20 protein-coding genes and 2 pseudogenes are annotated in these 25,022 nt (G+C 37.8%); 10 read left to right on the top strand and 12 right to left on the bottom strand.

Annotation, left to right across the window (positions count from 1 at the left end; all coding sequences use genetic code 11):
* Positions 1 to 3: 3 nt before the first annotated feature.
* From ABH959_RS24815 to asnB, 6 genes and pseudogenes are all read right to left on the bottom strand, one after another.
* On the bottom strand, positions 4 to 4,593 hold the full coding sequence (locus ABH959_RS24815) for a cation-translocating P-type ATPase (protein WP_404493320.1): 4,590 nt from the start codon (positions 4,591 to 4,593) through the stop codon (positions 4 to 6).
* 56 nt (positions 4,594 to 4,649) lie between these two features.
* A complete protein-coding gene (locus ABH959_RS24810; protein ID WP_002087015.1) occupies positions 4,650 to 5,000 on the bottom strand; it encodes a YtxH domain-containing protein in 351 nt (116 codons plus the stop codon).
* Positions 5,001 to 5,807: 807 nt separating this feature from the next.
* Positions 5,808 to 6,086: a hypothetical protein gene (locus ABH959_RS24805; RefSeq protein ID WP_113937657.1), complete on the bottom strand. Its 279-nt coding sequence runs from the start codon at positions 6,084 to 6,086 to the stop codon at positions 5,808 to 5,810.
* 97 nt (positions 6,087 to 6,183) lie between these two features.
* The gene (gene katB, locus ABH959_RS24800; RefSeq protein WP_113937656.1) at positions 6,184 to 7,650 is read right to left on the bottom strand and encodes a catalase KatB; all 1,467 of its coding nucleotides are present in this window, start codon (positions 7,648 to 7,650) and stop codon (positions 6,184 to 6,186) included.
* A 59-nt stretch (positions 7,651 to 7,709) separates the two neighbouring features.
* Positions 7,710 to 8,149 (bottom strand): annotated as a pseudogene (locus tag ABH959_RS24795) (ferrochelatase).
* Positions 8,150 to 8,341: 192 nt separating this feature from the next.
* Positions 8,342 to 10,189, bottom strand: coding sequence for an asparagine synthase (glutamine-hydrolyzing) (asnB, locus tag ABH959_RS24790; protein ID WP_404493319.1), 1,848 nt, complete (start codon positions 10,187 to 10,189; stop codon positions 8,342 to 8,344).
* A gap of 242 nt (positions 10,190 to 10,431) precedes the next feature.
* Between asnB and ABH959_RS24785 the strand changes: the two genes are divergently transcribed.
* A complete protein-coding gene (locus ABH959_RS24785; RefSeq protein ID WP_242309824.1) occupies positions 10,432 to 10,986 on the top strand; it encodes a DUF2777 domain-containing protein in 555 nt (184 codons plus the stop codon).
* Between the two features lie 57 nt (positions 10,987 to 11,043).
* Here the strand turns inward: ABH959_RS24785 and ABH959_RS24780 are convergent, their stop codons facing one another.
* Entirely contained in the window at positions 11,044 to 11,412 is a 369-nt protein-coding gene (locus tag ABH959_RS24780; RefSeq protein ID WP_404493318.1) for a YisL family protein, read from the bottom strand.
* 150 nt (positions 11,413 to 11,562) lie between these two features.
* Here ABH959_RS24780 and rocD point away from each other — a divergent pair, with 150 nt between their 5' ends.
* Positions 11,563 to 12,753, top strand: coding sequence for an ornithine aminotransferase (gene rocD, locus ABH959_RS24775; RefSeq protein ID WP_219301624.1), 1,191 nt, complete (start codon positions 11,563 to 11,565; stop codon positions 12,751 to 12,753).
* A gap of 106 nt (positions 12,754 to 12,859) precedes the next feature.
* A complete protein-coding gene (locus tag ABH959_RS24770; RefSeq protein WP_404491209.1) occupies positions 12,860 to 13,144 on the top strand; it encodes a hypothetical protein in 285 nt (94 codons plus the stop codon).
* Positions 13,145 to 13,178: 34 nt separating this feature from the next.
* On the opposite strand, the gene ABH959_RS24765 is transcribed toward ABH959_RS24770, so the two are convergent.
* Positions 13,179 to 14,081 carry a fumarylacetoacetate hydrolase family protein gene (locus ABH959_RS24765; RefSeq protein WP_404491210.1) on the bottom strand — a complete coding sequence of 301 codons (903 nt, stop codon included), beginning with the start codon at positions 14,079 to 14,081 and terminating at the stop codon, positions 13,179 to 13,181.
* Between the two features lie 243 nt (positions 14,082 to 14,324).
* On the opposite strand from ABH959_RS24765, the gene ABH959_RS24760 reads away from it, so the two are divergent.
* The 7 genes from ABH959_RS24760 (at position 14,325) to gerPF (ending at position 16,585) form a co-directional block, all read left to right on the top strand.
* A complete protein-coding gene (locus tag ABH959_RS24760) occupies positions 14,325 to 14,504 on the top strand; it encodes an aspartyl-phosphate phosphatase Spo0E family protein (RefSeq protein ID WP_002087032.1) in 180 nt (59 codons plus the stop codon).
* Positions 14,505 to 14,600: 96 nt separating this feature from the next.
* Complete coding sequence (gerPA, locus tag ABH959_RS24755) at positions 14,601 to 14,822, top strand: spore germination protein GerPA (RefSeq protein WP_001111190.1); 222 nt, start codon at positions 14,601 to 14,603, stop codon at positions 14,820 to 14,822.
* A 14-nt stretch (positions 14,823 to 14,836) separates the two neighbouring features.
* Positions 14,837 to 15,043 carry a spore germination protein GerPB gene (gene gerPB, locus ABH959_RS24750; RefSeq protein WP_001012506.1) on the top strand — a complete coding sequence of 69 codons (207 nt, stop codon included), beginning with the start codon at positions 14,837 to 14,839 and terminating at the stop codon, positions 15,041 to 15,043.
* Between the two features lie 67 nt (positions 15,044 to 15,110).
* Positions 15,111 to 15,725, top strand: a complete 615-nt coding sequence (gene gerPC, locus ABH959_RS24745) for a spore germination protein GerPC (RefSeq protein ID WP_002064204.1) — start codon at positions 15,111 to 15,113, stop codon at positions 15,723 to 15,725.
* A 6-nt stretch (positions 15,726 to 15,731) separates the two neighbouring features.
* The gene (gene gerPD, locus ABH959_RS24740) at positions 15,732 to 15,926 is read left to right on the top strand and encodes a spore germination protein GerPD (protein WP_001052805.1); all 195 of its coding nucleotides are present in this window, start codon (positions 15,732 to 15,734) and stop codon (positions 15,924 to 15,926) included.
* Positions 15,927 to 15,940: 14 nt separating this feature from the next.
* Complete coding sequence (locus ABH959_RS24735) at positions 15,941 to 16,327, top strand: spore germination protein GerPE (RefSeq protein ID WP_219301620.1); 387 nt, start codon at positions 15,941 to 15,943, stop codon at positions 16,325 to 16,327.
* 42 nt (positions 16,328 to 16,369) lie between these two features.
* Positions 16,370 to 16,585 (top strand): spore germination protein GerPF, encoded by a 216-nt coding sequence (gerPF, locus tag ABH959_RS24730; protein ID WP_001141570.1) that lies wholly within the window; start codon positions 16,370 to 16,372, stop codon positions 16,583 to 16,585.
* A gap of 55 nt (positions 16,586 to 16,640) precedes the next feature.
* Here the strand turns inward: gerPF and ABH959_RS24725 are convergent, their stop codons facing one another.
* From ABH959_RS24725 to addB, 4 genes and pseudogenes are all read right to left on the bottom strand, one after another.
* Entirely contained in the window at positions 16,641 to 17,348 is a 708-nt protein-coding gene (locus ABH959_RS24725) for a DNA alkylation repair protein (RefSeq protein ID WP_404491211.1), read from the bottom strand.
* A gap of 95 nt (positions 17,349 to 17,443) precedes the next feature.
* Positions 17,444 to 17,721, bottom strand: a pseudogene (locus tag ABH959_RS24720) (RNA polymerase alpha subunit C-terminal domain-containing protein).
* Between the two features lie 23 nt (positions 17,722 to 17,744).
* A complete protein-coding gene (gene addA / locus ABH959_RS24715) occupies positions 17,745 to 21,470 on the bottom strand; it encodes a helicase-exonuclease AddAB subunit AddA (RefSeq protein ID WP_404491212.1) in 3,726 nt (1,241 codons plus the stop codon).
* The gene (addB, locus tag ABH959_RS24710; protein ID WP_016093092.1) at positions 21,467 to 24,982 is read right to left on the bottom strand and encodes a helicase-exonuclease AddAB subunit AddB; all 3,516 of its coding nucleotides are present in this window, start codon (positions 24,980 to 24,982) and stop codon (positions 21,467 to 21,469) included. The genes addA and addB overlap by 4 nt, the downstream gene beginning before the upstream one ends.
* Positions 24,983 to 25,022 lie beyond the last annotated feature (40 nt).

The following is a 25,022-nucleotide window of genomic DNA, read 5'->3' as shown; positions in this document are numbered from 1 at the left end:
CCTTTACACTGTTTTTAATAATGCAGATTCAGAAACTATCGGCTTTACTAGATTATTATTCTTATATGAAACTAAATTAATAATAGGCTTCGAAATTTTAGATACTGTACCCGCTACGAGAAGAACAGGTATCCATTGCGTCAGTGTTAACGGAACGGTATGGAATATACGAGCTAACGGCGGTACATATATAGCTGATAACAATACGAGCCAAGACGTTCCTAACGCTGCAATAAAGAAACGGTCTTTTGACCAATCGCGAATTGTTTCTTCTGATCCCTCTTGTCTCCAGGAGAAAGTTTGAATGAGCTGTCCGGCAACTAAAGCCGCAAACGCTGATGTTTGCGCTACTGGAAGAGGTACTCCAGCCGCTAAACTAATACCAAATACAGCGAGCGAACCTACCCCAAGCAATACTCCTCTTGTCACAACTTTTTTATACAATTCTTTATCAACAATATCTTGGCGTTTCGTTTGCTTCGTTTTGTTTCCAGGGTTTACAGCTAAAATCATCGCTGGTAAAGCATCGGTAATAAGATTCATTAATAAAATTTGAATTGGTACTAACGGAATCGGCATTCCTGCAATAACAGCCGCACTCGTCACTAATACTTCCGCCAAATTGCCCGTTAATAAACAACCAACTGCTTTGCGAATGTTTCCGATGATCGTTCTACCTTCTTTTACCCCTTCAACGATTGAACCGAAATGATCCTTTTTCAAAATTAAATCAGCAACTTCTTTCGTTACTTCTGTTCCGGTTTGCCCCATCGCAATACCAACATTCGCCTTTTTTATAGCCGGTGTATCATTTACACCATCTCCAGTCATAGCGACGATTTGACCGTCAGCTTGGAATGCAGTTACAATTCGTAATTTGTGAGCCGGGGTCACACGAGCAAAAACAGATGTATTTTTTACAACTTCTTTTAATTCCTCATCTGTCATGTTATCAATTTCTAATCCCGTTAAAACACGATCTTCACGATTCCAAATCCCAGTTTGTTTCGCAATAGAAATCGCTGTAGTCGGATGATCTCCCGTAATCATTACTGGCTTCACACCTAACTCAATCGCTTCATGAATACTCTCTTCCACTTCAGGTTTTGGCGGATCAACCATACCGACTAACCCAACAAAAATAAGATCATCATTTTCGTTAGCACTGTACGCAAAACCTAATACTCGTAATGCCTGTTCCGCAAATTTTTCATTTTGTTGTAAAACGACTTCTTTTTCCTTATCACATAACGGATATATTTGACCGTTATCTTGATACCATTTACAACGAGGAAGAATTGCCTCTACAGAACCTTTCGAGAACTTATACAACTCTTCGTCGTTACTCTCTTTACAAACAACACTCATAATTTTCGTCTCAGAATCAAACGGTTCTTCATGATGGCGTTCAAATGACGCCATATCTTCATGCAGCACACCCGCTTTAGAAGCTAAACTTAATAAAGCCCCTTCAGTCGGATCACCTTTCACAACCCATAGGTCATCTTCCTGCTCTAATTTACTATTGTTACAAAGGACACCAATTTGAAGAATGCGAGCTAAATCAGGATTTTCTAGCGGCATACTTTCCGTTTCATGATAAATAGCATCTTCTACATCCATATCTACAGAAGCAGCAACTTTAGATGAAGTTACATCCGCAATTGTCCCTACTGGTTCATACCCATTACCCGTTACACTCCATAAACGATTTGGCGTAGCAATTACTTTAACAGTCATTTCATTTTTCGTAAGAGTTCCCGTTTTATCAGAACAAATAACCGTTGTTCTACCAAGCGTTTCTAAACTTGAAAGCTTCCGAACGAGCGCATTTTGCTTTTGCATACGGAATATACCCGCACTTAAAGCAATCGTAATCATAATTGGCAAGCCTTCTGGAACAGCAGAAGCAGTAAGAGCAACCGACGTTGTAATCATTTGCGCAATTGGCAGTCCCCTAATTAGACCCGCTACAAGCACAAGACCACCAGCTACAAATGCCCCTTTAATAAATGTTTTACTAATAGATGTCACCTTTTGCTGTAATGGCGTAGGCTCTGTTTCCTCCCCTTTCATTAAGGAGATCATATAGCCCATCTCTGTACGCATACCTGTTTCCACTACGATTGCCACCACTTTACCGCGTGTTACAGACGTCCCCATAAAGAGCATATTGTTTCGCTCTGCTAACGAACATTCTTCTAGCATAGTGTCAGCTTTCTTTTCAACTGGAAGTGATTCTCCCGTTAACATCGCTTCATTAATTTCTAAGTTCCACGAGTTAACAACACGAAGATCAGCAGGTACACGGTCTCCCGCTTTAAGGCAGACGATATCCCCAGGAACGAGTTCACTACTTGATATTTCTATTTCCGCTTCTTCCCTTATTACTTTACAAATAGGAGCGCGGAATTGATTTAAAGCCTCAACTACCTTTTCCGCCTTCCGTTCTTGAAGCGTCCCAATTATTGCATTTACAACGAGAATTGTCCCCATTGCTAATCCATCAAACCACCCACCAGATATAACAGATAACCCGGCTGCTCCAAGTAAAATAAGCGATGTAAATTCTTTAAATTGGCCCATAAATGATGCAATCCAAGGAACTGACGGTTTCGGTTCAATTTGATTCATTCCGTATTCTTCTTTTCGCATATTCACTTGTGCATCACTTAATCCATATTGTTTCTCAACTTGTAATCTATTCATCACTTTTTCTTGATTAAATGTATACCACGGAATTTGATCTTGTTTAGCAGGAATCACTTTTGACTGAGAAGAATCCATTTTCGACAATTCTCCATAAGAAAATATCTTCTCGCTCATTCTTTTCGCCCTAGATAAGAACGTTAACGATAAAGCATTTGCAAATAAGGCGATTACAGGTGCTGTGAATATAGACCAAACTGCTAACATCTCTCCCACCACATTCCACACTTTCGCTGCGCGGAAATGCTCATTCACCAACATATTGATTCGGTTTGCATACGCTGTAGATTGAGAGATATTTTTTATTTCTTCAAATGATATAGACGAAAAATCGGTATTTTGATCAGTTGCAAATAATACCTCTTCTCCATTTGAACGAAGCAATTCCACCCGTTTGGTAGCATCACCCTGCTGCCAGCTATCATCCACACCGTATTGAGAAAGAATGTTACGATTTACATGTAAACTATTTTGCAAAACGCCTATACTCCACTTATTTTTACGTAACCCATTGACTACTTCTTTGAGTTCAGGAATAATGGTAACCTTCGATCCAACTAATAGACCGCAGCATTTTTTATTTTTAGCGACGAACTGAACTTGAAAACCTTCTTTTTCAAGTCTCTTCGCTTCCAGCTCATACGCACTTATATCTACACCATTTCGCTCGGCAAAATCTTTACTTCCGAAAAAGTAAGTTATCCCTTGAATTTCACCTTTTATCCCTTCATTCTCTACTTGAACTTCAAACGCCTTTCTTAACGTTCTTCCAGTTTTCGCCGCCTGTTGCACGACTTCTTCTTTCCAAACATGCTCACTTTTTTCAATAAGAGAAGCGGCTGTGCACCAAACTTGCCCGTCATTTTCATCTTGTGAAATACAACTCATTCCCTCTGCTGAGACCTGGAATATACGAGATGTATCATCCAATACTATCGTTTTTGTCCGAGATAATTGCGATAACGACCCACCACTCGGAATGACATATCCTCTTTCTCTTGCAACAAGATCACCTTGTCGCCACGCATATTCTGCCGATGAGACAGCTGGTTTGGGATTAGCAGCTAATAAAACTGCCATTCCGCGCAAAGGATTTCTAGTGAAAGCCCAAGTTGCTCCACCAAAAATCATTCCCCATTTTGATTGTTTTTCACTATAGGCTTTAATCTCCGGGGAAAGGAGATTTTCTTTATACGCCTCATTTTCTTCGTTTATGTTTGCTTGACTACGCTTCCAGTTTAAGTAGTTTAATAGACTAAGACCGGCAAGCACGACAATATTCTCCCGTGCGAGCGCAAGTGCAAGTGTTCCTACACCAAGCACAAGATCAGAATTCACCTTTTTGCTAGCAACCATTTTTTTGAATCCTCGCTTCAAGAACGGATAACCCGTCACAACAGATAAAGCTCCGGATACATAAAAAAGACCAGGACTTCTAGCTAAGGCAGATCTCCCCATAAATAATTGTTTTATGCCGAAAGCACCTAACCCAACAACTGAAAGTGCTAACGGTAACGGCACACCTTCATCCTTTTTGCTATGAACCGTGTCATTATTACGAGAAACTACACTAGATGAATAATCTATTAATTCCTTCTTTTCTTCACTGCTATTTGTACTAGTTTTCTTTCGCTTGGTCACTTGTTCTTCTATAAGTTGAATTATTTTGCAAATGTTATGTAGAGAGGTCTTGTTGATATCGTAAGTAATAAGGGCTCTTCCTGTAGAAATTGAGGGACTTACTTGATAAATACCTTCAGCTTGACTAAATCGGTCTAATATCAAGTTCGCCATGTTCTTGTTGTATTTTAGCTTGTAAATTTCAATTCGAATCCTTCCAGGTAACGATCGTATAAATCTCGTTTTTAATGATTTACTTTGCATCATCATCCTCCTTATCGTCTTGAAGGAAGTAAAAAGGTTTATTGCTCATGTGGTACTTAAGGACTGACGGGCAAATTTTCATAATCTATATTTTGCTCAGAATGATACGCATTTACACGAGAAACCCATTTTTCCTGGAATTTAGAAATTGTATTTGGAACAGCTTCTACCGCTCCTAAAATTGGTGATACTGTTCTCACAGCCACTTTACGTGCCGCTTCTTTCACTTTTGGTAAAGCTTCTTCCATTTCTGAACCAGCACTTTGAATTTGTTCTTTCGCACCAAGAAAAGCTGATACTGTTTTTACTGCTAGTTTTCGTAATCCTTTCCTTGCTTTTGGTGATGCCAATATAACCGCTGCTACCCCAATCGCTATACCAATTGGAGATTTCATAAATCGAAACATATTCATTTCTCCTCACTTAAAGTTATTTCGAATCTTTAAAACGAACAATTCATATACAATTAAGTAACCTTGTAAACCATTTCATCACATCCCTTATTTTGTAAAAAGTATATAAAGAGTATATATTTTTGTTTGTGTTATTTCAACAATTTATTAGTTTTTTGTAAATTTTATGTTAATTCTGAAGATTATTTTGTAAATACTTCTATTTCTACGTAATGGGATAAGTAATATATTCCATAAACTTTTCTTACTCAATTGTTGAGATTTTGTTGAGAATTCATTTTGTATTTTTACAAATTATAAACAAGGACATGCACTTTTACGAAACAACTTTTATATACTATAAAAAACACTATAAGGAGTGATTTTCATGAGCTTATCCTACTGGAAATACGCTATCCTCAATCACATCACTGTAAATTTCCGCACCTTCTTATTCAATATTACTGTCGCTATTTTAGGTGAAATCGCACTCTTTCTTGTCCTAAGTTTTATTCCAAAAAGACTTCATAAATTTTTCGCATAAAAAAGCCTGAGTTCCTATTGATGTAGAACTCAGGCCACTTAGTTTTACTAAGTAAAAGGAAATTATTACACTTATCGTTTTTGCTATATAGCGAAATTTATACATATAATTTATTCGCATTTACGCTCATGTATACCCCATCTAGTATTATAGAAAATATATCAACGATTTTTTAAATATACCGATCGTTTCCTTCTATTATATCGACTTTTCGACACAACATATCGATTTATCTGCAAAATTCTACGTAACTCAAACGAGAAATACCTCTGCACAACTTATGAATCACCGTACTTACTTTTGTTCAAGCTTAATATAATAAGAAACGCAATCGCTATTACAGCTAAAAAGCGAACTGGATTAAACGGTGTCCCTACCGTTTCATTAAACCGATGATAAATAAAAGGTATCATCTCAAGTACCATTAACCCCATCGCAATTTGAAACGTCTCAGCCATCGCTTTATTTTTTATAAACGCGGCGCGCTCATCACCCTGTTTCCCGATTGTTATAAACATTTTTACAATAGCAAATACTACGAATAAAAATAGCAACATTCATAAAATACACCTCTTATATGTAAAATTTTTTCGACAAAAGTATAACATCTTTTACACAAAAAAAGACGACCGTTTAACAGTCGTCTTTTCCTATTTACTTCGGAACATTCCCTACATACTGCGTAATATCAACATTTAACGCCCCAGCTAAACGCATGCCGTACTCTTGATCTGCACGGAAGAAGTTACAAACAGCTAATAATTTCGTGCGCTCATTTACGTCTTTTAAGTCGTTTGTTAAGTTTGCAATTAAGTTGTCTTGTTCTTCTTTAGAGAATGAACGGTAACGCTCACCTGCTTGTTTAAAGTCATTTGGTTTCTCAATTTTTTCACGAGATACGTAGCCTTCTACTTTCATAGTTGAATCGCGGTAAGCCCGATCTTCAACCGGATTTTCTGTATGACGGCTCGGTTCGTAGTTTACTGTAGATGGGTTTTGATTTACTTGCATTGCACCATCACGTTGTTGGTTATGAACAGCTGCGTATGGGCAGTTTACAGGAATTTGTAAGTAGTTTGCACCAAGGCGATAACGCTGTGTATCTGGGTAAGAGAATAAACGCCCTTGTAATAATTTATCTTCAGATGGTTCGATGCCATTTACAGTTGCACTTGGAGAGAACGCCACTTGCTCTACTTCTGCGAAGAAGTTTTTCGGGTTACGATTTAACGTCATCGTCCCTACTTCAATTAATGGGAAACGATCTTCTGGCCATACTTTCGTTGGATCTAGTGGATCGAAGTCTAAAGAGTCCGTTTCATCTAGTTGCATTACTTGTACGTGTAAATCCCACTTTGGATAATTTCCTTTTTCGATTGCATCGAATAAATCACGAGTTGCATGGTTGAAGTCTTTTCCTTGTACTTGCTCGACTTCTTTTGCACTTAAGTTACGCACACCTTGCTGTGGCTTCCAATGATATTTAATGTAAACAATTTTACCTTCTGCATTAATCCATTTAAATGAATGTACGCCGAAACCTTCCATTTCACGGTAGTTTGCTGGTGTACCATAATCAGAAAATACCCATGTCATCATATGTGTAGATTCTGGAGTTAACGTCATGAAATCCCAGTAACGATCTGGCGTTTGGACATTTGTATCAGGTGCTGGTTTTAAAGAATGCACCATGTCTGGGAATTTAATTGCGTCACGAATGAAGAAAACTGGTAAATGGTTACCTACGATATCGTAGTTTCCTTCTTCTGTATAGAATTTAACAGCGAACCCACGCGGATCACGAGCTGTCTCTGGAGAACCTTGACCATGAATAACCGTTGAGAAACGAACGAATACAGGTGTTTCAGTTCCTTCATTTTGTAAAAACGCTGCTTTCGTATATTGCTTCATGCTGTTTTTCGTTACGAATACACCGTGAGCACCTGCACCACGTGCATGCACAACACGCTCCGGAATACGTTCACGATCAAAGTGAGCAAGTTTTTCTACTAAATGATAGTCTTCTAACAATACCGGTCCACGGCGACCAGCTGTACGAGAGTTTTGGTTATCTCCAACTGGAGCACCTTGGTTTGTTGTTAAGCGATTATTTGGATTCATCAGGGGGATCCTCCTCTTTCTTTTCATAGTAATTATTATTTATTTAAAATTATTATAAACTAATTATTATTCAAAATTAAATCCTTGTCAACTATTTCCTTCATTTTTTTGGAAACAATTTCAGCTAAACAATCCATAAATACAGATTGTGAATTGGGCATATTTAGTCTAAAATATGCGGCATTTAATTCATCAGTTACAACTTTATCTTCATAATCGTTGTCATATAAAAATTCTAAATGAATCAATGTGTTTTTAACCTAAGCAACAAACAAATTCATACTCTGTAAACATTTTATTCATTGAATCTGTTAATTTATGCGCCTGCTCTTTCGTTATTTTCGCAAGCGGTGAAATTCCTTCAATCGCTTTATACCGTCCGGTTAAATTTTGAAGCGCTTCTTCAGACGGCTTACGCCCGTGATGAATGTGAGTGTACATCATCTAATGACTCCGGCGTTCCATACGCCATCACAAGCAAACCTATTTTCTTCGTCATCTATATAACACCTCAATTTTGGAAATGAGAATCTTTTTCAAAAACATTTGTTTCCAAGTATAACAAGTAATAATAAATACGTCAAAATAATAATTCTAAATAAATATTATTTCTAATATAATTTTGAATTTTATATGACAATTCATTTAATAAAAAAGCGACTTACATATGTTTTGTAAGCCGCCCTTTCTCCTATTCTTTAATATTTACCCCATACTCTTTAAACCAAACGTGAATTTGCGCTAAATGAGCTAAAAGCTGAGGCCCAGTCATTAATTGACCGAACCAAGGCGATTGAAATGCACTGCCGCCTGACTTAATCAATCCGCTCAATTGCTCTTTATCAAATAACTCGTGCAAAATTGAGCCTTTATCCGTTAATAAATCTTGGAGCCATACTGTTACTGCTTTCGTATAGTGCGGATTATGCGTTTTCGGATACGGACTTTTCTTTCTATATAATATATCATTTGGAAGTAATCCTTCTAACGCCTTACGCAATAGACCTTTTTCGCGGTTTTTATACATTTTCATTTCCCAAGGAATATTCCACGCATATTCGACAAGTCGGTGGTCTGCAAACGGAACGCGTACTTCTAAGCTTGCCCCCATACTCATACGGTCTTTTCTGTCTAATAATGTTGTCATAAACCATACCATGTTCAAGTAAAATAGTTGTCGTCTCTTCGCTTCAATTGGGCTTTCTCCCTCTAAAATAGGAACTTCTTGAATGGATTCTTCATAACGCTGCTGTACATATTGTTGTAAATTTAATTTATTTCTCCATTCTTTCTTTAGCAGTTGTTCACGTGCTTCTGTAGATCGCATCCACGGAAATGCACTTGATTGTAAATCATCTTCTCTATAAAACCACGGATAACCGCCGAATATTTCATCTGCACATTCTCCAGATAAACCGACGACAAAATCTTGTTTTATTTCACGGCAAAACCATAATAATGACGAATCAATATCTGCCATACCAGGCAAATCACGAACGAGTACTGCTTCTGTTAAATACTGTGCTAGTTGTTCATTTGAAATGACGCAGCGATGATGAATTGTTTGAAACGTCTCCGTCATTAAATGAATAAATGGAGCATCTGAATTTGGCTGAAATGCATTCGCTTTAAAGTATTTTTCGTTATCTTCATAGTCAACAGAATACGTGTGTAATTGCCCTTTTCCTGATCTTTCATATTCTTTTGCGGCAATTGCAGTGATAGCACTTGAATCTACACCTCCTGATAAAAAAGTGCATAGTGGTACGTCAGAAACTAATTGTCTCGTAATCGCATCTTGTAATAAAAAACGAGTTTTCTCTACTGTTTCTTCAAATGAATCTTCATGTTTTTTACTTTCTACATTCCAATATCTCCATATGCATAAACCGTCTTTTGAGAACGTCATTGCATGACCCGGACGCAGTTCTTGAATACCAGCATATATACCGTGACCAGGTGTTCTAGATGGTCCGAGGCCAAATATTTCTGACAACCCTTCTAACGTTACTTCCGCCTTCACATCTGGATGCGCTAGTATCGCTTTTAACTCTGAACCAAATAATAATCGTCCGCTATCATATTTATAAAAAAGCGGTTTTACACCTAATCGATCTCTGGCAATAAAGACTCTTTCATTTTTCTCATCCCATACTGCAAACGCATATATACCGTTTAAATGATCGACACATTCTTCTTTCCATTCAATATAAGATGCCAATAGTACTTCTGTATCGGAATGCCCTTTAAATGTATAACCTCTTCTTAATAACTCTTTGCGAATATCTTCTGTATTGTAGAGCTCTCCGTTATAGCAAATCGCATAACTCGTTTCGTCTTTTAAACAAGTCATGGGTTGTTTACCACCTTCAGGATCTACAACGATTAACCGTTTATGCCCAAATGCGACGTTCCCTTTAATCCAAACTTTATTATCATCTGGACCGCGTTTCGCTAGCGTTTCCGCCATCTTCGTCACGATGTCCCTTTCCCCTTCTAATGAGCGTTTATAATCCACCCATCCTGTAATCCCGCACATAAGAATCATCCTTCCTAATCTAATATCTGTTTCTGAACGTGCAGTAATCCCCACCCTATGAGTGCGGATACATAAAAACAACAAACTTGACGATAACTAACTATCCATATATGGAATAGCAGTTTCACAGTGTAAAGCGTGTTTTATTGTATGCCCATCTATCTTTAGGTGTGTCTAGTTATAAAGAACGTACGAACTGTCCATAACAAGAATAACTATTTCTATAAAAGGAGAAATGAACTATGATACAACGCAAACATATTTTGTATAACCAACCGCGCGCTCATACAGTCGGTAATGTAGAATATATAAACAAAGAATGGGTATTCTTTGATGATGAAAATGATGAGGCTTTTCTATTAGAAGATATTGCTGAAGATGGTTTTGAAATTTTATATAACAACAATTGGCTACCAGCTCGTTTTTATGAACAAGACATATTACAAATTGCAAATGAACAACATTCTCTCCAAAACGGGGAAATGATACGAATTCGAAAAAAATTACTTCTTAGCTATAATGAATGGCTTGAGGAATTACCTGACTCTGTCTTTACATTATTAACCGAATCATTGCAATCGCTTCATTACTCTTTATATGATTGCATGTATTGTCATAATTATTTATCATTCTTGCCGAAAGATGAAGCAGGTGAAGGAGTAAATATTCTTTTATTCGATAACGACGAAATGATTTGTACATTGCAGCATCATTTTGTACGCCACTCTTCCTCTAATAAAAATATTTTGCGATTTACGAAAGTAAACGGAGAAGAGTTACATATCGATGCGACATAAAGTAAAAAACCACCTTATAATCTCCCAAACATGTGAGATTATAAGGTGGTTTTATTTTTATTTGAATACGTACCAGCCAAGCGGTAATTTTAGTCCTAAGTAAAATACCGCTACTAGTGCAACAATAAATAATCCCCAAAATGCCCCTGTTGCTTTGTTCTTGCTCATTTTCACAAGAACCATTTCCATTCCAGCGATTACTAATATACCAGCTAGCATTTTCATGCCGTACCACATGTGCATGCTACCTGTTGCCGTCTTCACAATACTCATGTACAACATGAAACCTGTCACAATAATGATGATATACATAAGGCGAAGCCCCATATGTAAACCTTTACCTTTTCTTCCTGCTGAATAAAGTGAATACGCAACGAAGAATAAAATTAATCCTAACGCCCATGCTGTAATATGCATATGTACCATCGTATCCCTGCCTCCTCTTTTTCACACTTTTTCACTCTATATGATAACATGTTCATTTATTTTCAGGAAATGTTTCGCTTTTTTATATTTAAATGCTATAATATTTAGAGTATTTACAAACTTCTTGTAATAACAAAAGGGGGAACAATCATGATTCAAACTAAGGATATTATCGAACTTACAGACACATACGGGGCAAATAACTACCATCCACTTCCAATCGTTATTTCTAAAGCAGAAGGCGTTTGGGTAGAAGATCCTGAAGGAAACCGCTATATGGACTTATTAAGTGCATATTCTGCAGTAAACCAAGGTCATCGTCATCCAAAAATCATTAACGCTTTAATTGACCAAGCTAATCGAGTGACGTTAACTTCTCGTGCTTTCCATAGCGATCAATTAGGTCCTTGGTACGAAAAAGTTGCGAAACTAACAAATAAAAATATGGTACTTCCTATGAATACAGGTGCAGAGGCTGTTGAAACTGCAATTAAAACAGCTCGTCGCTGGGCTTATGATGTGAAAAAGGTAGAGGCAAACCGTGCAGAAATCATCGTTTGTGAAGATAACTTCCACGGACGTACAATGGGTGCTGTTTCTATGTCATCAAACGAAGAGTACAAGCGCGGCTTCGGTCCAATGCTTCCTGGCATTATTGTAATTCCTTACGGTGATTTAGAAGCGTTAAAAGCTGCGATTACACCAAATACAGCTGCATTCATTTTAGAGCCAATCCAAGGTGAAGCAGGAATTAACATTCCACCAGCTGGTTTCTTAACAGAAGCTTTTGAAGTATGTAAAAAAGAAAACGTTTTATTCGTAGCAGATGAAATCCAAACAGGCTTAGGCCGTACGGGGAAAGTATTTGCTTGCGACTGGGACAATGTAACTCCTGACATGTACATACTTGGTAAAGCACTTGGCGGCGGCGTATTCCCAATCTCTTGTGTTGCAGCAAACAGCGACATTTTAGGTGTATTCGAGCCAGGTTCTCACGGTTCTACATTCGGTGGTAACCCACTTGCATGTGCTGTTTCTATTGCAGCTCTTGAAGTATTAGAAGAAGAAAAATTAACAGAGCGTTCTCTTCAATTAGGAGAAAAACTAGTTGGGCAATTAAAAGAAATTGATAACCCAATGATTACTGACATTCGCGGTAAAGGTTTATTCATCGGTATCGAATTAAACGAGCCAGCTCGTCCTTACTGTGAACAACTAAAAGCAGCTGGTCTATTATGTAAAGAAACACACGAAAACGTAATTCGTATTGCACCACCTCTAGTAATCTCTGAAGAAGATTTAGAGTGGGCGTTCCAAAAAATTAAAGCTGTACTATCTTAATTATAGTGAGGTTGTCCTAAATATAGGACAACCTCTTTCTTTTTTTAGTAGTTTATCGTAAAATAAAATTGAATATTCTGTTTTCTGTTAAAGAGGGGGTAACTGTATGCTATTGAAATACGGTAAACACATTAATAATTTAGCTACAATTTTTATTTCTATGACATTCATCGGCTTCATATTATCTACAACTTTACTCAGTCATTATTCAACTCCTAATACATTCACACTACTCAAAACATCATTTTGGGCTGCTGTTTTCCTTACAATTATCGGTTTTGGCCGTGAGAGAAGCGCACTTGCAGTTATGCTAATTGGAATTTGTACTTTAGCATTAATCGGATTGTATATTTTCGCCATCATAGATTACTCCATTAATCCACGCCCATAGAAAAGAGCTATCTTTTCACAAGATAGCTCTTTTTTCATTTCACTATATTTCTTAACGTACCAATTCCTTCTACTGTAATAACAACTTCATCACCAGCATGTAAAAACTTCGGCGGTGTAAAACCTTTACCAACACCAGCTGGTGTCCCTGTTGCAATGATATCTCCTGGCTCTAATGTCATGCCTTTACTTATAGTTGAAATAATTTCTTCTACTGAAAAAATCATTTCTCTCGTATTTGAAGTTTGCCTTACTTCTCCATTTACCACTGTTTCAATGTGTAATGCATTCGGCGTTCTAACCATCGATTTATGAATTAAATACGGTCCCATCGGACAAAATGTATCGAAACTTTTCCCTAGGAAAAATTGTTTATGTTTCCTTTGAATATCCCGAGCAGTTACATCATTTATAACTGTATATCCAAAAACATGATCAAGAGCTTTTTCTATTTTTATTTGTTTCCCTCGCTTACCGATAACGATTGCTAGTTCACCTTCGTAATCAAGTTCATTCGTCGCGTGAGGGTGACCATTAATTTGCTCATCAATTCCGATAACTGTTGTTGGCGCCTTTGTAAAAATCATTATATTTTCAGGGATAGACTCTATTCCGCCCATTTCTACCGCATGCTCACGATAGTTCTTTCCAACACAAAGAATATTTTTTCTCGGCCTTGGAATCGGTGCTAATATTTTCACCTCTGCTAACGGATAATACGCCGATCCCGCATTTTCCTTCGCCCAATTTACAATATCGTACACTTTCTCAAGACATTCGCTTCCTCTTTCAATACACTCTAACATGGTAATTGGGATAGTAACCTTTTCCCCTTTTTGTCTTTGCGCTTCTCTTAAATGTAATACCTTTTCTTCCTCTTCATCCACAATACCTACAAATACTTTTTCTTCTTTCTTCGCCGTTACAAAACGCAACATTTCCACTCTCCATCCTAAAACTCATACCCTATAATTGTATTCGCATCCTTAAGAAAAAAACCTTCTTATACACGCTAATTTTTACAATATTCAACCATTCTTACATTTGTTCCTCATCCGTTATTTGACATAAAATGTAGAAATTATACTTTTTTTAGCGAAGATGTTTCTTTTTTATGGGATTTTTGTATAATATGTACTACATATATACATAAAATTTATTGAGAGATGGAGCCGATTTCAATGTTTGAGCAAGCTATCGAAAAAAAACGCGAAAAAATGATCTATTTTGCTGAACGCTACGGAATGACTTCTCAAAAAACAGTAGATTGTAGCCAGGAATTGGACAGGCTCTTAAATGTTGTTTGGCCTATACATACAGATTGCACACATACTCAAATGTTCGAAACACATACGCAATAACGTATGTGTTTCTTTTATTTCGAAAAAATACACATTTTATTGAAAACGCCCATACAATAGTAGAAAAGAAAATTTTAAAAACGAAAGGTGTTTTGTATGCCAGCTATGGTCGGACATATTCGTATCGTTAACATTGGATCAAGTGGTATTTTTCATATTGGAGATGTATTTGCGATTAGGCCTATTAGTTATTCACGCGCTTTTGCCGGAGCCGGTTCATTTAATGTTGGGGATAACGTCTCTGTCTACAATTATCAAAGCTCAACGACCGTCAATGATTCAGATGTAATTGATCAAGCAATAATTGGTTCGAACTAAAGGGGGCGATTGCATTGAATTTTTATGTGAACCAAAGTATCATCATTAACAGCATTAAAATCGATAGCATTACGACCTCTTCCGTTTTTCAAATTGGAACTGCAGGTAGTATTAAAGCTCTTTCTAAATTCTCAAATTCCGGCGGATTTACAGAACCTCTTCGTCCATTACAGGCGAAAGGACAAATTATTTCCATCAAACCATCAACTAGTTCTTCTTAAGGTATCCTTGTCATAAATATATAGCAGGAATATATTTCCCCTCCCTATTGAAAAGGAGGTTTCACAAATGAATCAAGATATATATACTTACCTACACCAACTTCAACAAGCTCTCCAAATACAGCAGCAAACTATTCTAAACCTTGAAGAGCAAGTTCGCCTACTACAAGAAGAGCTTAATGAGTTAAAAAGTCGTCCCTCCTCTTCTATAGGAAAAGTGGAATATAAATTCGATCAATTAAAAGTAGAAAATTTAAACGGCACTTTAAATATTGGCTTGAATCCATTTTCATCAAAGGGTCAACAAATTGAAGATTTTCAAGTGGATACAGAAACATTAAAAGTAAATCCTGAAACAGAAACAAATCCAGATTTTTATCAAGGTATCCTTCAAGAAATGCATCGCTATTTAGATGAAGAAGCATATAGTCGAATTCTCCATTTTGAACAAGAAGAGAGAACGCCGCTTGATGAGATGTATCGACAAATGATGGTGGATGACATAAAAAAACAGATGGAACATAGACTTCCATATTATTTATCACAAGTTCAATCGTATGAGGGTATTTCCTCAGATCCCGATTATTTACGAGACGTCATTATTCAAGCAATGAAACAAGATATTGACAAAGCCTTTCTTTCCTTTATTCAACACATACCAGGTAATTTCCGAAAGGAGTAAGTATGTATGAATTTAAATGTTGTGAACCGCGAGTTAAAAGTAGGGCAGATTAAAATGAACGGGGTTTCTTCTTCCGCATTATTTTTAATTGGAGATGCTAACCTTCTCATCCTTTCTTCTATTCTTGATACGCCATTCGAATCCGTTACAGAGGGACCATTTGTACCATTAGTAACAGATGTCCCTCCGACTCCAGGTTGAGGAGAGGAAAAATTATGCTCCGTCATACTTCAGTTGTACAAAATGTTTCTATCATTTCTATGGGGGTTGCAGCTGTCTTCCAGGCCGGGGATGCTAATCAAATAGAATTAAAAAATAGAGCGCTTATCGTTCATCGAGAAATCCCTTGTTATATAAAAGGTGAAGGTCGTTTTGATGCGTTTGAAATCTTTACAGATGAACACATTACAATTCCAAAGCGAACAACAGATGTAAAACTAAATATTGTAAATGAGTGCCCTTTTATTGAAGTAAATGATGTTCACTTGCGAACGCTTTTAAATTCCGCGTGCTTCCAAATCGGCAATGTTGACTATGTTTTTAATAATTCTCGCACGCTACAAATCCGCCAATTTATTACTGATGAACCTTCCTCTAAATAATTCATATAGTAATTAAAAAGCTTAGTAAAGTAGGTGGATGGTATGCCTTCGGTTGTAGGAAATCTTGTCGTTCAAAACAGTAACGGCTCTTTCAACTTAGGAGATTTTTATAACGTGTCTCCAAAAGAAAATACGAAAGCTTATAACGGATCTGGGGCTTCCAATGTCGGATTTGTCGTCAACACCTTTAGCGGTGTTAGCGCAACGAATACATTTGATTCTGATGTAGCAGACCAAGATCAAATTGGAACAGCGTAAAAAAGAAACAGCCCTAGCTCTATTTTGTGTAGAGCTAGGGCTGTTTCTTTTAATTTTAACATCTTACATATTTACGTTTGAATCCGAGTCTTCCTCTATCAAGTTCTTTATGAATACTTTCGTAAGCATTTAGAAAACTGCTTTTTTTGTTGTCCCGTTTTAGCTCCACTATGCCTACTTCCTTTGCAGTTTCAACTGCCTTTTCATGTAGCGGCACATATGAAATCCCCACAGTGTTTAGAAAATTATTCATAGCGGATTTCGTTCGTTCTGGCGCATCGTGAATTGTATTTTTCACAACTTCTAGCATACTGGTAATCTTACTTTCGGAAAATTCATTGTCTTTTCGATTCCCTAAAAGCCAGCAGTAGCAACTCCAGCCCGCGGACATTCTTAGTTCGTCACCACTTGCAATCCATTTATCAGCAACGTCTTGTGCAAAATCTGATTCTGATAAAGTTACTGCCACCACATAATCGGACAGCATATAAAAGTACGCCCCATCCATCCAACGATCAAAATCCGATTCATTCATAATTTTTGGGTCTGCAATAATGCCTGCAAAGTACATTGCATCGTAGTTACCTGTGGCATACAGCTCTTCAGCTAAACTTTGATTTATTTTTATTTTCTTTGCGATTGGTTTCATAGCACCTGTAGCTACGCCAAAAAGTGGATCCTTTGCACCATTGGATATGTATATTTTTTTAGTTCGTTCCTTGCCGAGAGTTTCAAGCTCTTGCATTACTGTTTCAAAATCCATAGTGTTGCACTTCCTTCCTTAATATTATAATCAATTCGATTATATAAACTAATCATTAGTTAAGATGCCACTCCTCACTAATGATTAGTTTTTCTTTATTGAAATGATAATCCCTTATCTTCTAAATCCGCTCTTAATTTAGGTAAAGATGCTGGCCCTATACCGTGCAGTTTCAAAATTTCTTTTTCACTATACTTTGAAAGTTCTTCTAGAGTATGAATTCCATGGTGCTCTAACGCTCGCCTTGCTGGTGCTGAAAGAAGAGAAAGAAAGCCTTCTTTTGGCTTTCTCTCTTTCTCACAGGTTGGGCAAGTTGGACAATCGCTACTTTGTAGTACTCGTGTCCTTGATCACAAGTTCTTAACGTCGCCATAATCCATAACCCCTTTCTAAGCTCTATTCCTCAATATTTACAACATGATTTCCATCAAAGAAATATAAACATTTCTCTTTCACAGGATGTTTTAAGCTTTTCTCGAGTGCTTTTGCATATAGTGAAAGCTGTACTTTGTATCGGTCTTCTAAAATTGGTTTCGCTTGATCAAATCCGCCTGGGAACTTTCCTTCAATCGTATCTGTTTTAAAGTCGATTAAAGTAATTCCGTCTTCCTCTTCGATCATGCAGTCGATAACCCCTTGGACAAGTATTGATTCGCCTTTCTTCCCTTGCCAATCTTGATACGCTTCTTCTGCTGAAAGCATCATCGTAAATGGTACTTCGCGCTCAACACTTTTTGCTGCTAATACCCTTTTACCTAAGTCACTGTCAAAGAATGAAATTACCTTTTCAATCGCTATTTCTTCAGCTTGTTCAAATGTTAATAGTTCTTTATTTACCATTCTTGCAATTTGTTCTTGAAGAACTTCAATCGTAATTGGTTTCTTCAAATCTACATGCTGCATAACGGCATGGACTGCTGTCCCTCGCTCTGCGTATGTTAGCCCTTTTTTCTCCATAAAGCGCGGACGTGTTTTAATTGGTGCACGAAGTTTTTTAATAAAGGCGTTATCGCTACCTTCTTCAGATTGATAATTTCTCTTTATTTCTGTAACAGACTGCTTCGCACGGTGAGATGTCGCGTCCGCATACCCGTATTCCCACATCAATCTGTCGTACACTTCTTCTTTCCGTTCACTTTCTAACGGAACAGCTTTTTTATCACGAAGCGCTTCTAATAACTCTTGTTTCTCTTCTTGAACTGGTTCTGGTGCAAGTAAATCTTTTCCTTCAACAACTTCTACTTTCCAGCTAGCACTATATTCATAAATTTCGCCTGGAATATTTCCTTGTCCTAATTCAAGAAGCATTTCACTATCACGGTGTCTATATAATGAAGGTGCAATCCAGTCTAAGTAGCAAGACGCTCCAGCGCGTATATGGTCTGGTAATAACCATTCACTATGCTCTCTTGCATCGAGCCATTTTTCCATTTCTTTATTTGCATCTTTAACTGTTCCAATTAAAATCAACTTCTCTTTTGCACGTGTTAATGCTACGTATAGTACGCGCATTTCTTCCGCAATTAATTCCATCTTCATTTTACGCTTAATCGCTAGTTGCGATAATGTCGTATATTTAATTCGTTTACGAGGATCGATAAATTGTGAACCGAAACCGAAATCTTTATGAAGTAAGAAACGCTTCATTAAATCTTGTGTATTAAAACGGCGACCAAGTCCAGCTACAAATACGACTGGGAACTCTAGCCCTTTACTTTTATGAATCGTCATAATGCGAACAACATCTTCTTGTTCTCCAAGAGCTCTCGCCGTTCCCATATCATCTCCGCGTTCTAAAATACGCTCAATAAAACGTAAGAAGCGGAATAATCCTCTAAACGATGTTGCTTCATATTGTCTTGCACGGTCATAAAGTACGCGTAAGTTTGCCTGCCTTTGCTTTCCGGCTGGTAAACCGCCGACAAAGTCGTAATAGCCTGTCTCACCGTACACTTTCCAAATTAAATCAGAAAGAGATTGTTGACGCGCAAATTCACGCCACCCTTGCAGTAAGTTATAAAACCACTCTAATTTATCATGCAGTTCTTGTTCTTCTTCAAGCGGCGCTCCCTTTAAGAATAAGCTCATCACTTCATAAAACGAGCCTTTCTTTCCATGAGCACGAAGCGTCGCAAGTTCTTCGTCATTTAGTCCAACGATCGGTGAACGAAGTACAGCTGCAAGCGGAATATCTTGCATCGGGTTATCAATGACGCGGAATACGTTCATCATAATATTTACTTCTGTCGCTTCAAAGTAACCAGTCGCAAGGTCAGCATATACCGGAATTCCTTGTAGTTTTAACTCTTCCATAATTTGCGGCGCCCATGGCATGGAGCGAAGTAAAATAACGAAATCACGATATTGCACTGGGCGCATACTATCGGTTTTACGATCATACACTTCATATCCTGAATCGACCATTGCTTTAATACGCTGCGCCATAAGACGAGCTTCAAGCTGCGCTTTTTCTACTTCGGCACCTTCTTCACCGTCTTGCACTTCTTCCTCAGTTTGCTGAATACATAATAGCTCTGCCGCTACATCTTCACCTTCTGGATAGCTAGCACCTAGCTTTAATTCAGCGTCAGCATCATAATCGATTTCGCCGACTTCTTCGCCCATAATTTGTTTGAAAATAAAGTTCGTACCTGCTAGCACTTCATGACGGCTACGGAAGTTTTTCGCTAAGTCAATCTTCATTCCGCCGCCCGATCCTTCTTGTGTGAAACGTTTATATTTTCCTAAGAATAAACCAGGCTCTGCTAGTCGGAAACGATAGATTGACTGTTTTACGTCACCAACCATGAACAAGTTTCCTTCACTCTCAGAATCTTTCGTTACGAATTTAATAATTGATTCCTGTACGAAGTTCGTATCTTGATATTCATCAACTAGTACTTCAGCAAATTTATTACGATATTGAAGTGCTACTGCTGACGGCTTCATTTCACCGTCTTCACTTTGCTCGCTTAAAATTTGCAAACAGAAATGCTCTAAATCTGTGAAATCGACCATTCCTTTATCTCGCTTAATCGCTTGGAAACGCTCTGTAAATACTTTTACAAGCTTCACGAGTTTTTCTAATACAGGATGCATATCTTGAAAATCTCGTAAGAAACTTTCGGGTCTGCGGCTAAATAGCTCTTCTTGTAATTTCTTCACTTCATCTTTCGCTTTATTCCGAAGAGAATCTACTTGTTTTACAACATCTTCGTTGTAATCACTTTTTTTAATACGCTTTAACGTTTGCCACGATACATTTTGCATCGCTTCATAAACGCTTGTCCACGATCCACGCGCTGCTGAGGATAACGTTCCAAGTAAAGCTAAATCCGCTTGTAAAGTTTCAACGCGAGGCGCTGGACCATCAGGAAGCATTGCGAGTTCAGTCGCCTTACGAATATGCTTTTCCGCTGTTTCAAGCTGAAACTTCACATCCTCTAATAAGTAAGAAGCGTACACTAAATCTTCAATCGTCTTTCCTTCAACGTCGTATGCTTCTACTAATTTATCAAGCCACTTCTCCGGGTTTGGATGCGCTCTTGATTCTGTATGAAGCGCTAAAATCATTCGTTGTAAGTCATCGTCACTACGGTCACTCGTATAACGATCAACTAGTTCAAAGAAAATACTATTATCTTCGATTCCATATTCTTCTTCTAATATGTCATCTAGCACTTCTTCTTTTAATAACTCATTTTCTGTTTGGTTCGCAATACGAAAACGAGGATCGACATCAAGCATGTAATAATATCCTCTAATAACTTGTAAACAAAATGAATGAATTGTAGAAATGGAAGCTTTATTTAATAAGCTAAGCTGCTTTCTTATATGCTGTGAACCTGGCCCATCAATTAATACTTTTTCTAACGCTTCCCCAATTCGATTTTTCATTTCTTGCGCTGCTGCATTCGTAAATGTTACAACGAGCAGGCGGTCGACATCGACTGGATTTTCCTCACTTATAATCTTTTTAATAATACGTTCAACTAATACCGCTGTTTTCCCTGATCCAGCTGCCGCTGCGACTAAAATATCACGTCCGTTCGCTACAACCGCTTTCCACTGGTCATCTGTCCATTGACTACCTTCTGGTTTCTGAGGCCAATTTTCTATCATTCTCCGCCAACCTCCTCTCTAATTTTCTCCATCGCTTCGCTATCTTTCATATCTTTTAACGTACGGAATTGGTTATCTTCAAGTGATTCATCAAATTGACAAACAGATTTGAAGTTACAGAACGTACATGCCGCTTTATTCCCCTTTTTGTAAGGAGCAATATCGATAACACCTTCTGTAATGTCTTTTCCGATATTTTCAAACGAGTGGTGTACATATTTTTGAAGTACGTTAAACTCTTGTTCACTTGCAATGCTAGAACGCGCACTAAAACTACCATCTTTTTTCAGACCAGCAGAAATAATATCAGAGCTTCCTGTTGAAAGTTTATTATCCATTAAACGCACAACGTCAGCATCTCCTAGTACGAGACCTTTCATTTTAAATTTCTTTAAAATTTCTTTCTCAATTTCTTCTTCAGATGCATCGCCTTTCATCTCAACAATCGGGTTATGAATATGGAAATACAATACACCCGCCGGTGATGCAGTACTGCCCTTTTTCATCCACGTATGTGCATTTGAAGTAACAACATCTAAATACGTTAACATTTGAAGTGCGAGTCCGTAATACACTTCTGTTAAATCTAACGCTTTCGAACTTGATTTATAATCAATAATACGAAGGAACGTACCACTCTCATCTTCCGCCTTATCAACACGGTCAATACGGCCAACTACTTCCATCTTCACACCATTTGGCAACGCAAATTCCATCGGCGGAAGCGATCCAGTCCCGCCCATACCGAACGGTACTTCTAAATCAACTGGTACAAATCCACTCGACTTCGCATGTTCACGAAGAATAAGTGACGTACGGAAAATGATTTGTTGTAGTTTTTGCTTTAAATAGAAATGACGGTTCGAACTTAATAAAATTTGTCTTTGTAATAACGGTGCAATTTCTTCTATTACTAAAGCAGAAAGGTGTTCACACTCTTTTATTGATAAATCCGCCCAAGTCCGATTTTCACGTAATAGCTTGTCTGCAATTCTCTTCAGCGCTGCATGGAATAATTCACCGATATCTGGCGCATCAAGTTTGAAAATATCACGCTCTCTTAGCGATAAACCGTGCTGGGCAAAATGAGCGTACGCACAGCGATTAAATAGTTCCATACGAGAAACGCTTCCCTTAATTGTATCTCCATATAAATCCCTACTTACATCTGTACTTAGTTTCTGTGCACGATTTCGGTAGAATAAACTTGATAACACACGGCTACTTTTTTGCTTCCATTCATCTGAAGTAACGTAGAAGTTATATACGTCCCACCAAAAGTCTAAATTCCCTTCAAATCCGTATCGCTTCCACGTTTGCAGTTGCTGCATGACATAAGACAACGTTACTTCTGGCGTTGCTACATATGAGATTTGTTCCGAACGCGATAAGTCATTTACATCATTCGTAATAAACGATTCTTTCACATCAGGGAACATTCTTTTTATTTTTTTAATAAAACTAGAAGCAAGTAACGTCTTTCCTTCTTCATCCGCAAGTGGACAGGAAATGTATAACTTCTCAGATGCTCTCGTCACCATTTGATACATAACGAACTGTTCTTCTAATAAAGTTTGTCTCGTCGTTGGTGCTAATTCGATACCTGCAGCGGTGAGAACATTTCTTTCCTCATCAGAAAGCATACCTTCATCCATAGGCGCTGCTGGAATCACTCCTTCATTTACTCCAATAATGAACGTCGCTTTAATATCTGATAATCTAGAATGATCAATATTAGCAACTAACACTTGATCTAGTGACGGCGGAATGTTCGCAAATTGAAGTGCCTCAAGACCTGTCGACATAACCTCCGTAAACATTGAAAGGGACATCTTCTCTTCGCCAAGCATCTCAACGAACGTATCAAGAAGATTCATCACTTCTTCCCATACTTGCTCATGGTCTGTCGCAAATAAGAAATCTCCATTTTCTTCTGCACGAACACGTAATTCTTCTAGTTTTTTCGGAACGTCAAGCTCCTCTAAAAATAAATATACCGCTTCGCACATTTGCATAACTGTTCCAGCACGCTTCAGTCTTTTTTGCATACGAATAACTGGCGTTCTTACAACGTCGCGAAGTCGATTTATTTTCTCTTCCATTTCACGCTCACTGTCTGTTATCATTTCGCTCGCATCATCAAGAGAACGATACCGACGATACATCCACGGATCTTCAGAAGTCCATCTCTTCCCTTGTACACCGTACGCTAAACAGTAGTTTTCAAACTCATCCATCTCTTCGCGCATCGCTTCTTTTCTTACATCTAATGGATATAAAAGCTCTGTTTTCACGCAGCGAAATACTGCATCATAACGCCAATTCCCGCTAATAATCTCGAGTGCAGAACGAATACATTCTACTAGCGGATGATGTGACATTGGGCGTTTTTCATCGATGAAATGCGGGATATTATAATCCGTAAATAACGTTCGCATTACGTCGTAATAACTTTCTCCGTTACGAAGAAGGACTGCGATATCTCGGTAACGATAGTCTTCATCCGCCACAAGTCTTCTAATTTCACGAGCTACACCTTCTACTTCAGCTCGTAAATTAGCTGCTGTACTAATTGTCACACTCGCTTCACCATGATACTTTTCATTCGGACGCGCTTCATAATGCGTTTCTAAATGAGCTAATGCTGGAGAATGAAAACGCGGTTGTTCCATAAGTGGAATTGTTTTTTCAATTTCTATTTTCTCTTCACGCGCTACTTGTTTTATTTTTTCATACGTTAACGTCGTTTCATAAAATAAATCTAGTTCATTCACTGGCTGCGCTAACGTTTTTTCATCTATCGTTAATGTTATTGTTACTCTTGTCCCTAATCTCATTAGCCCTCTAACGATTTCTAGCTCTTGAGGAGAAAATGAATGGAATCCATCTATATAAATTTCCGCGCCTTTTACATACTCAGAGTCTGAAAGCTTCTCAATTAATAATTGTAAGTAGTCTTCTGAATCTAAATACTTTCCGATTAAAGCACGTTCAAAATCATCATATAGTAACTGTAAATCATACACTTTATTCGCTAGTAGCTTTTGCTCTGCACTACTGCTATGTGTGTCTAATTGTTGCCACATTTCATATACGTTAGACGGCGTCACATTGTAACGTTTAAACTCAGCAATCATACTACCAAGATGTTCAAAGAAACCGTTTTGCTCCGCTGCTTTTTGAAACACAGATAGTCCATCTTTACGAGATTCTACAATTTTACGAAGCAACATATGTACACCAGCTTCATCAATATGAAGACGACTCGCTCCGCCAACTTCTTGCAGCACCTTCCACGCTAATCGCGAAAAACTAAAAACTTGTGCCCGAATAGAACCTCTTACATCTTCACTCCCAATTAACGCCTGCTGCGTTTGGAATGTCATCTGTTCTGGCACAAGATATAATATTGTTTTCCCTCTTGGGCGCTGTTTTAACTCTTCTTGCACTTCGTGTAAACAAAGTGTACTTTTTCCACTTCCAGCTCTACCAATCACAAATCGAAGTGACATGTAACCCCACCTTTCACTTACATAACGAACGTTAGTTTGC

Origin of the sequence: Bacillus sp. RC51, assembly GCF_044908115.1 — a bacterium.
Taxonomy (GTDB): Bacteria; Bacillota; Bacilli; order Bacillales; family Bacillaceae_G; genus Bacillus_A; species Bacillus_A mycoides.
This window is presented reverse-complemented; position numbering and strand designations above follow the sequence as displayed.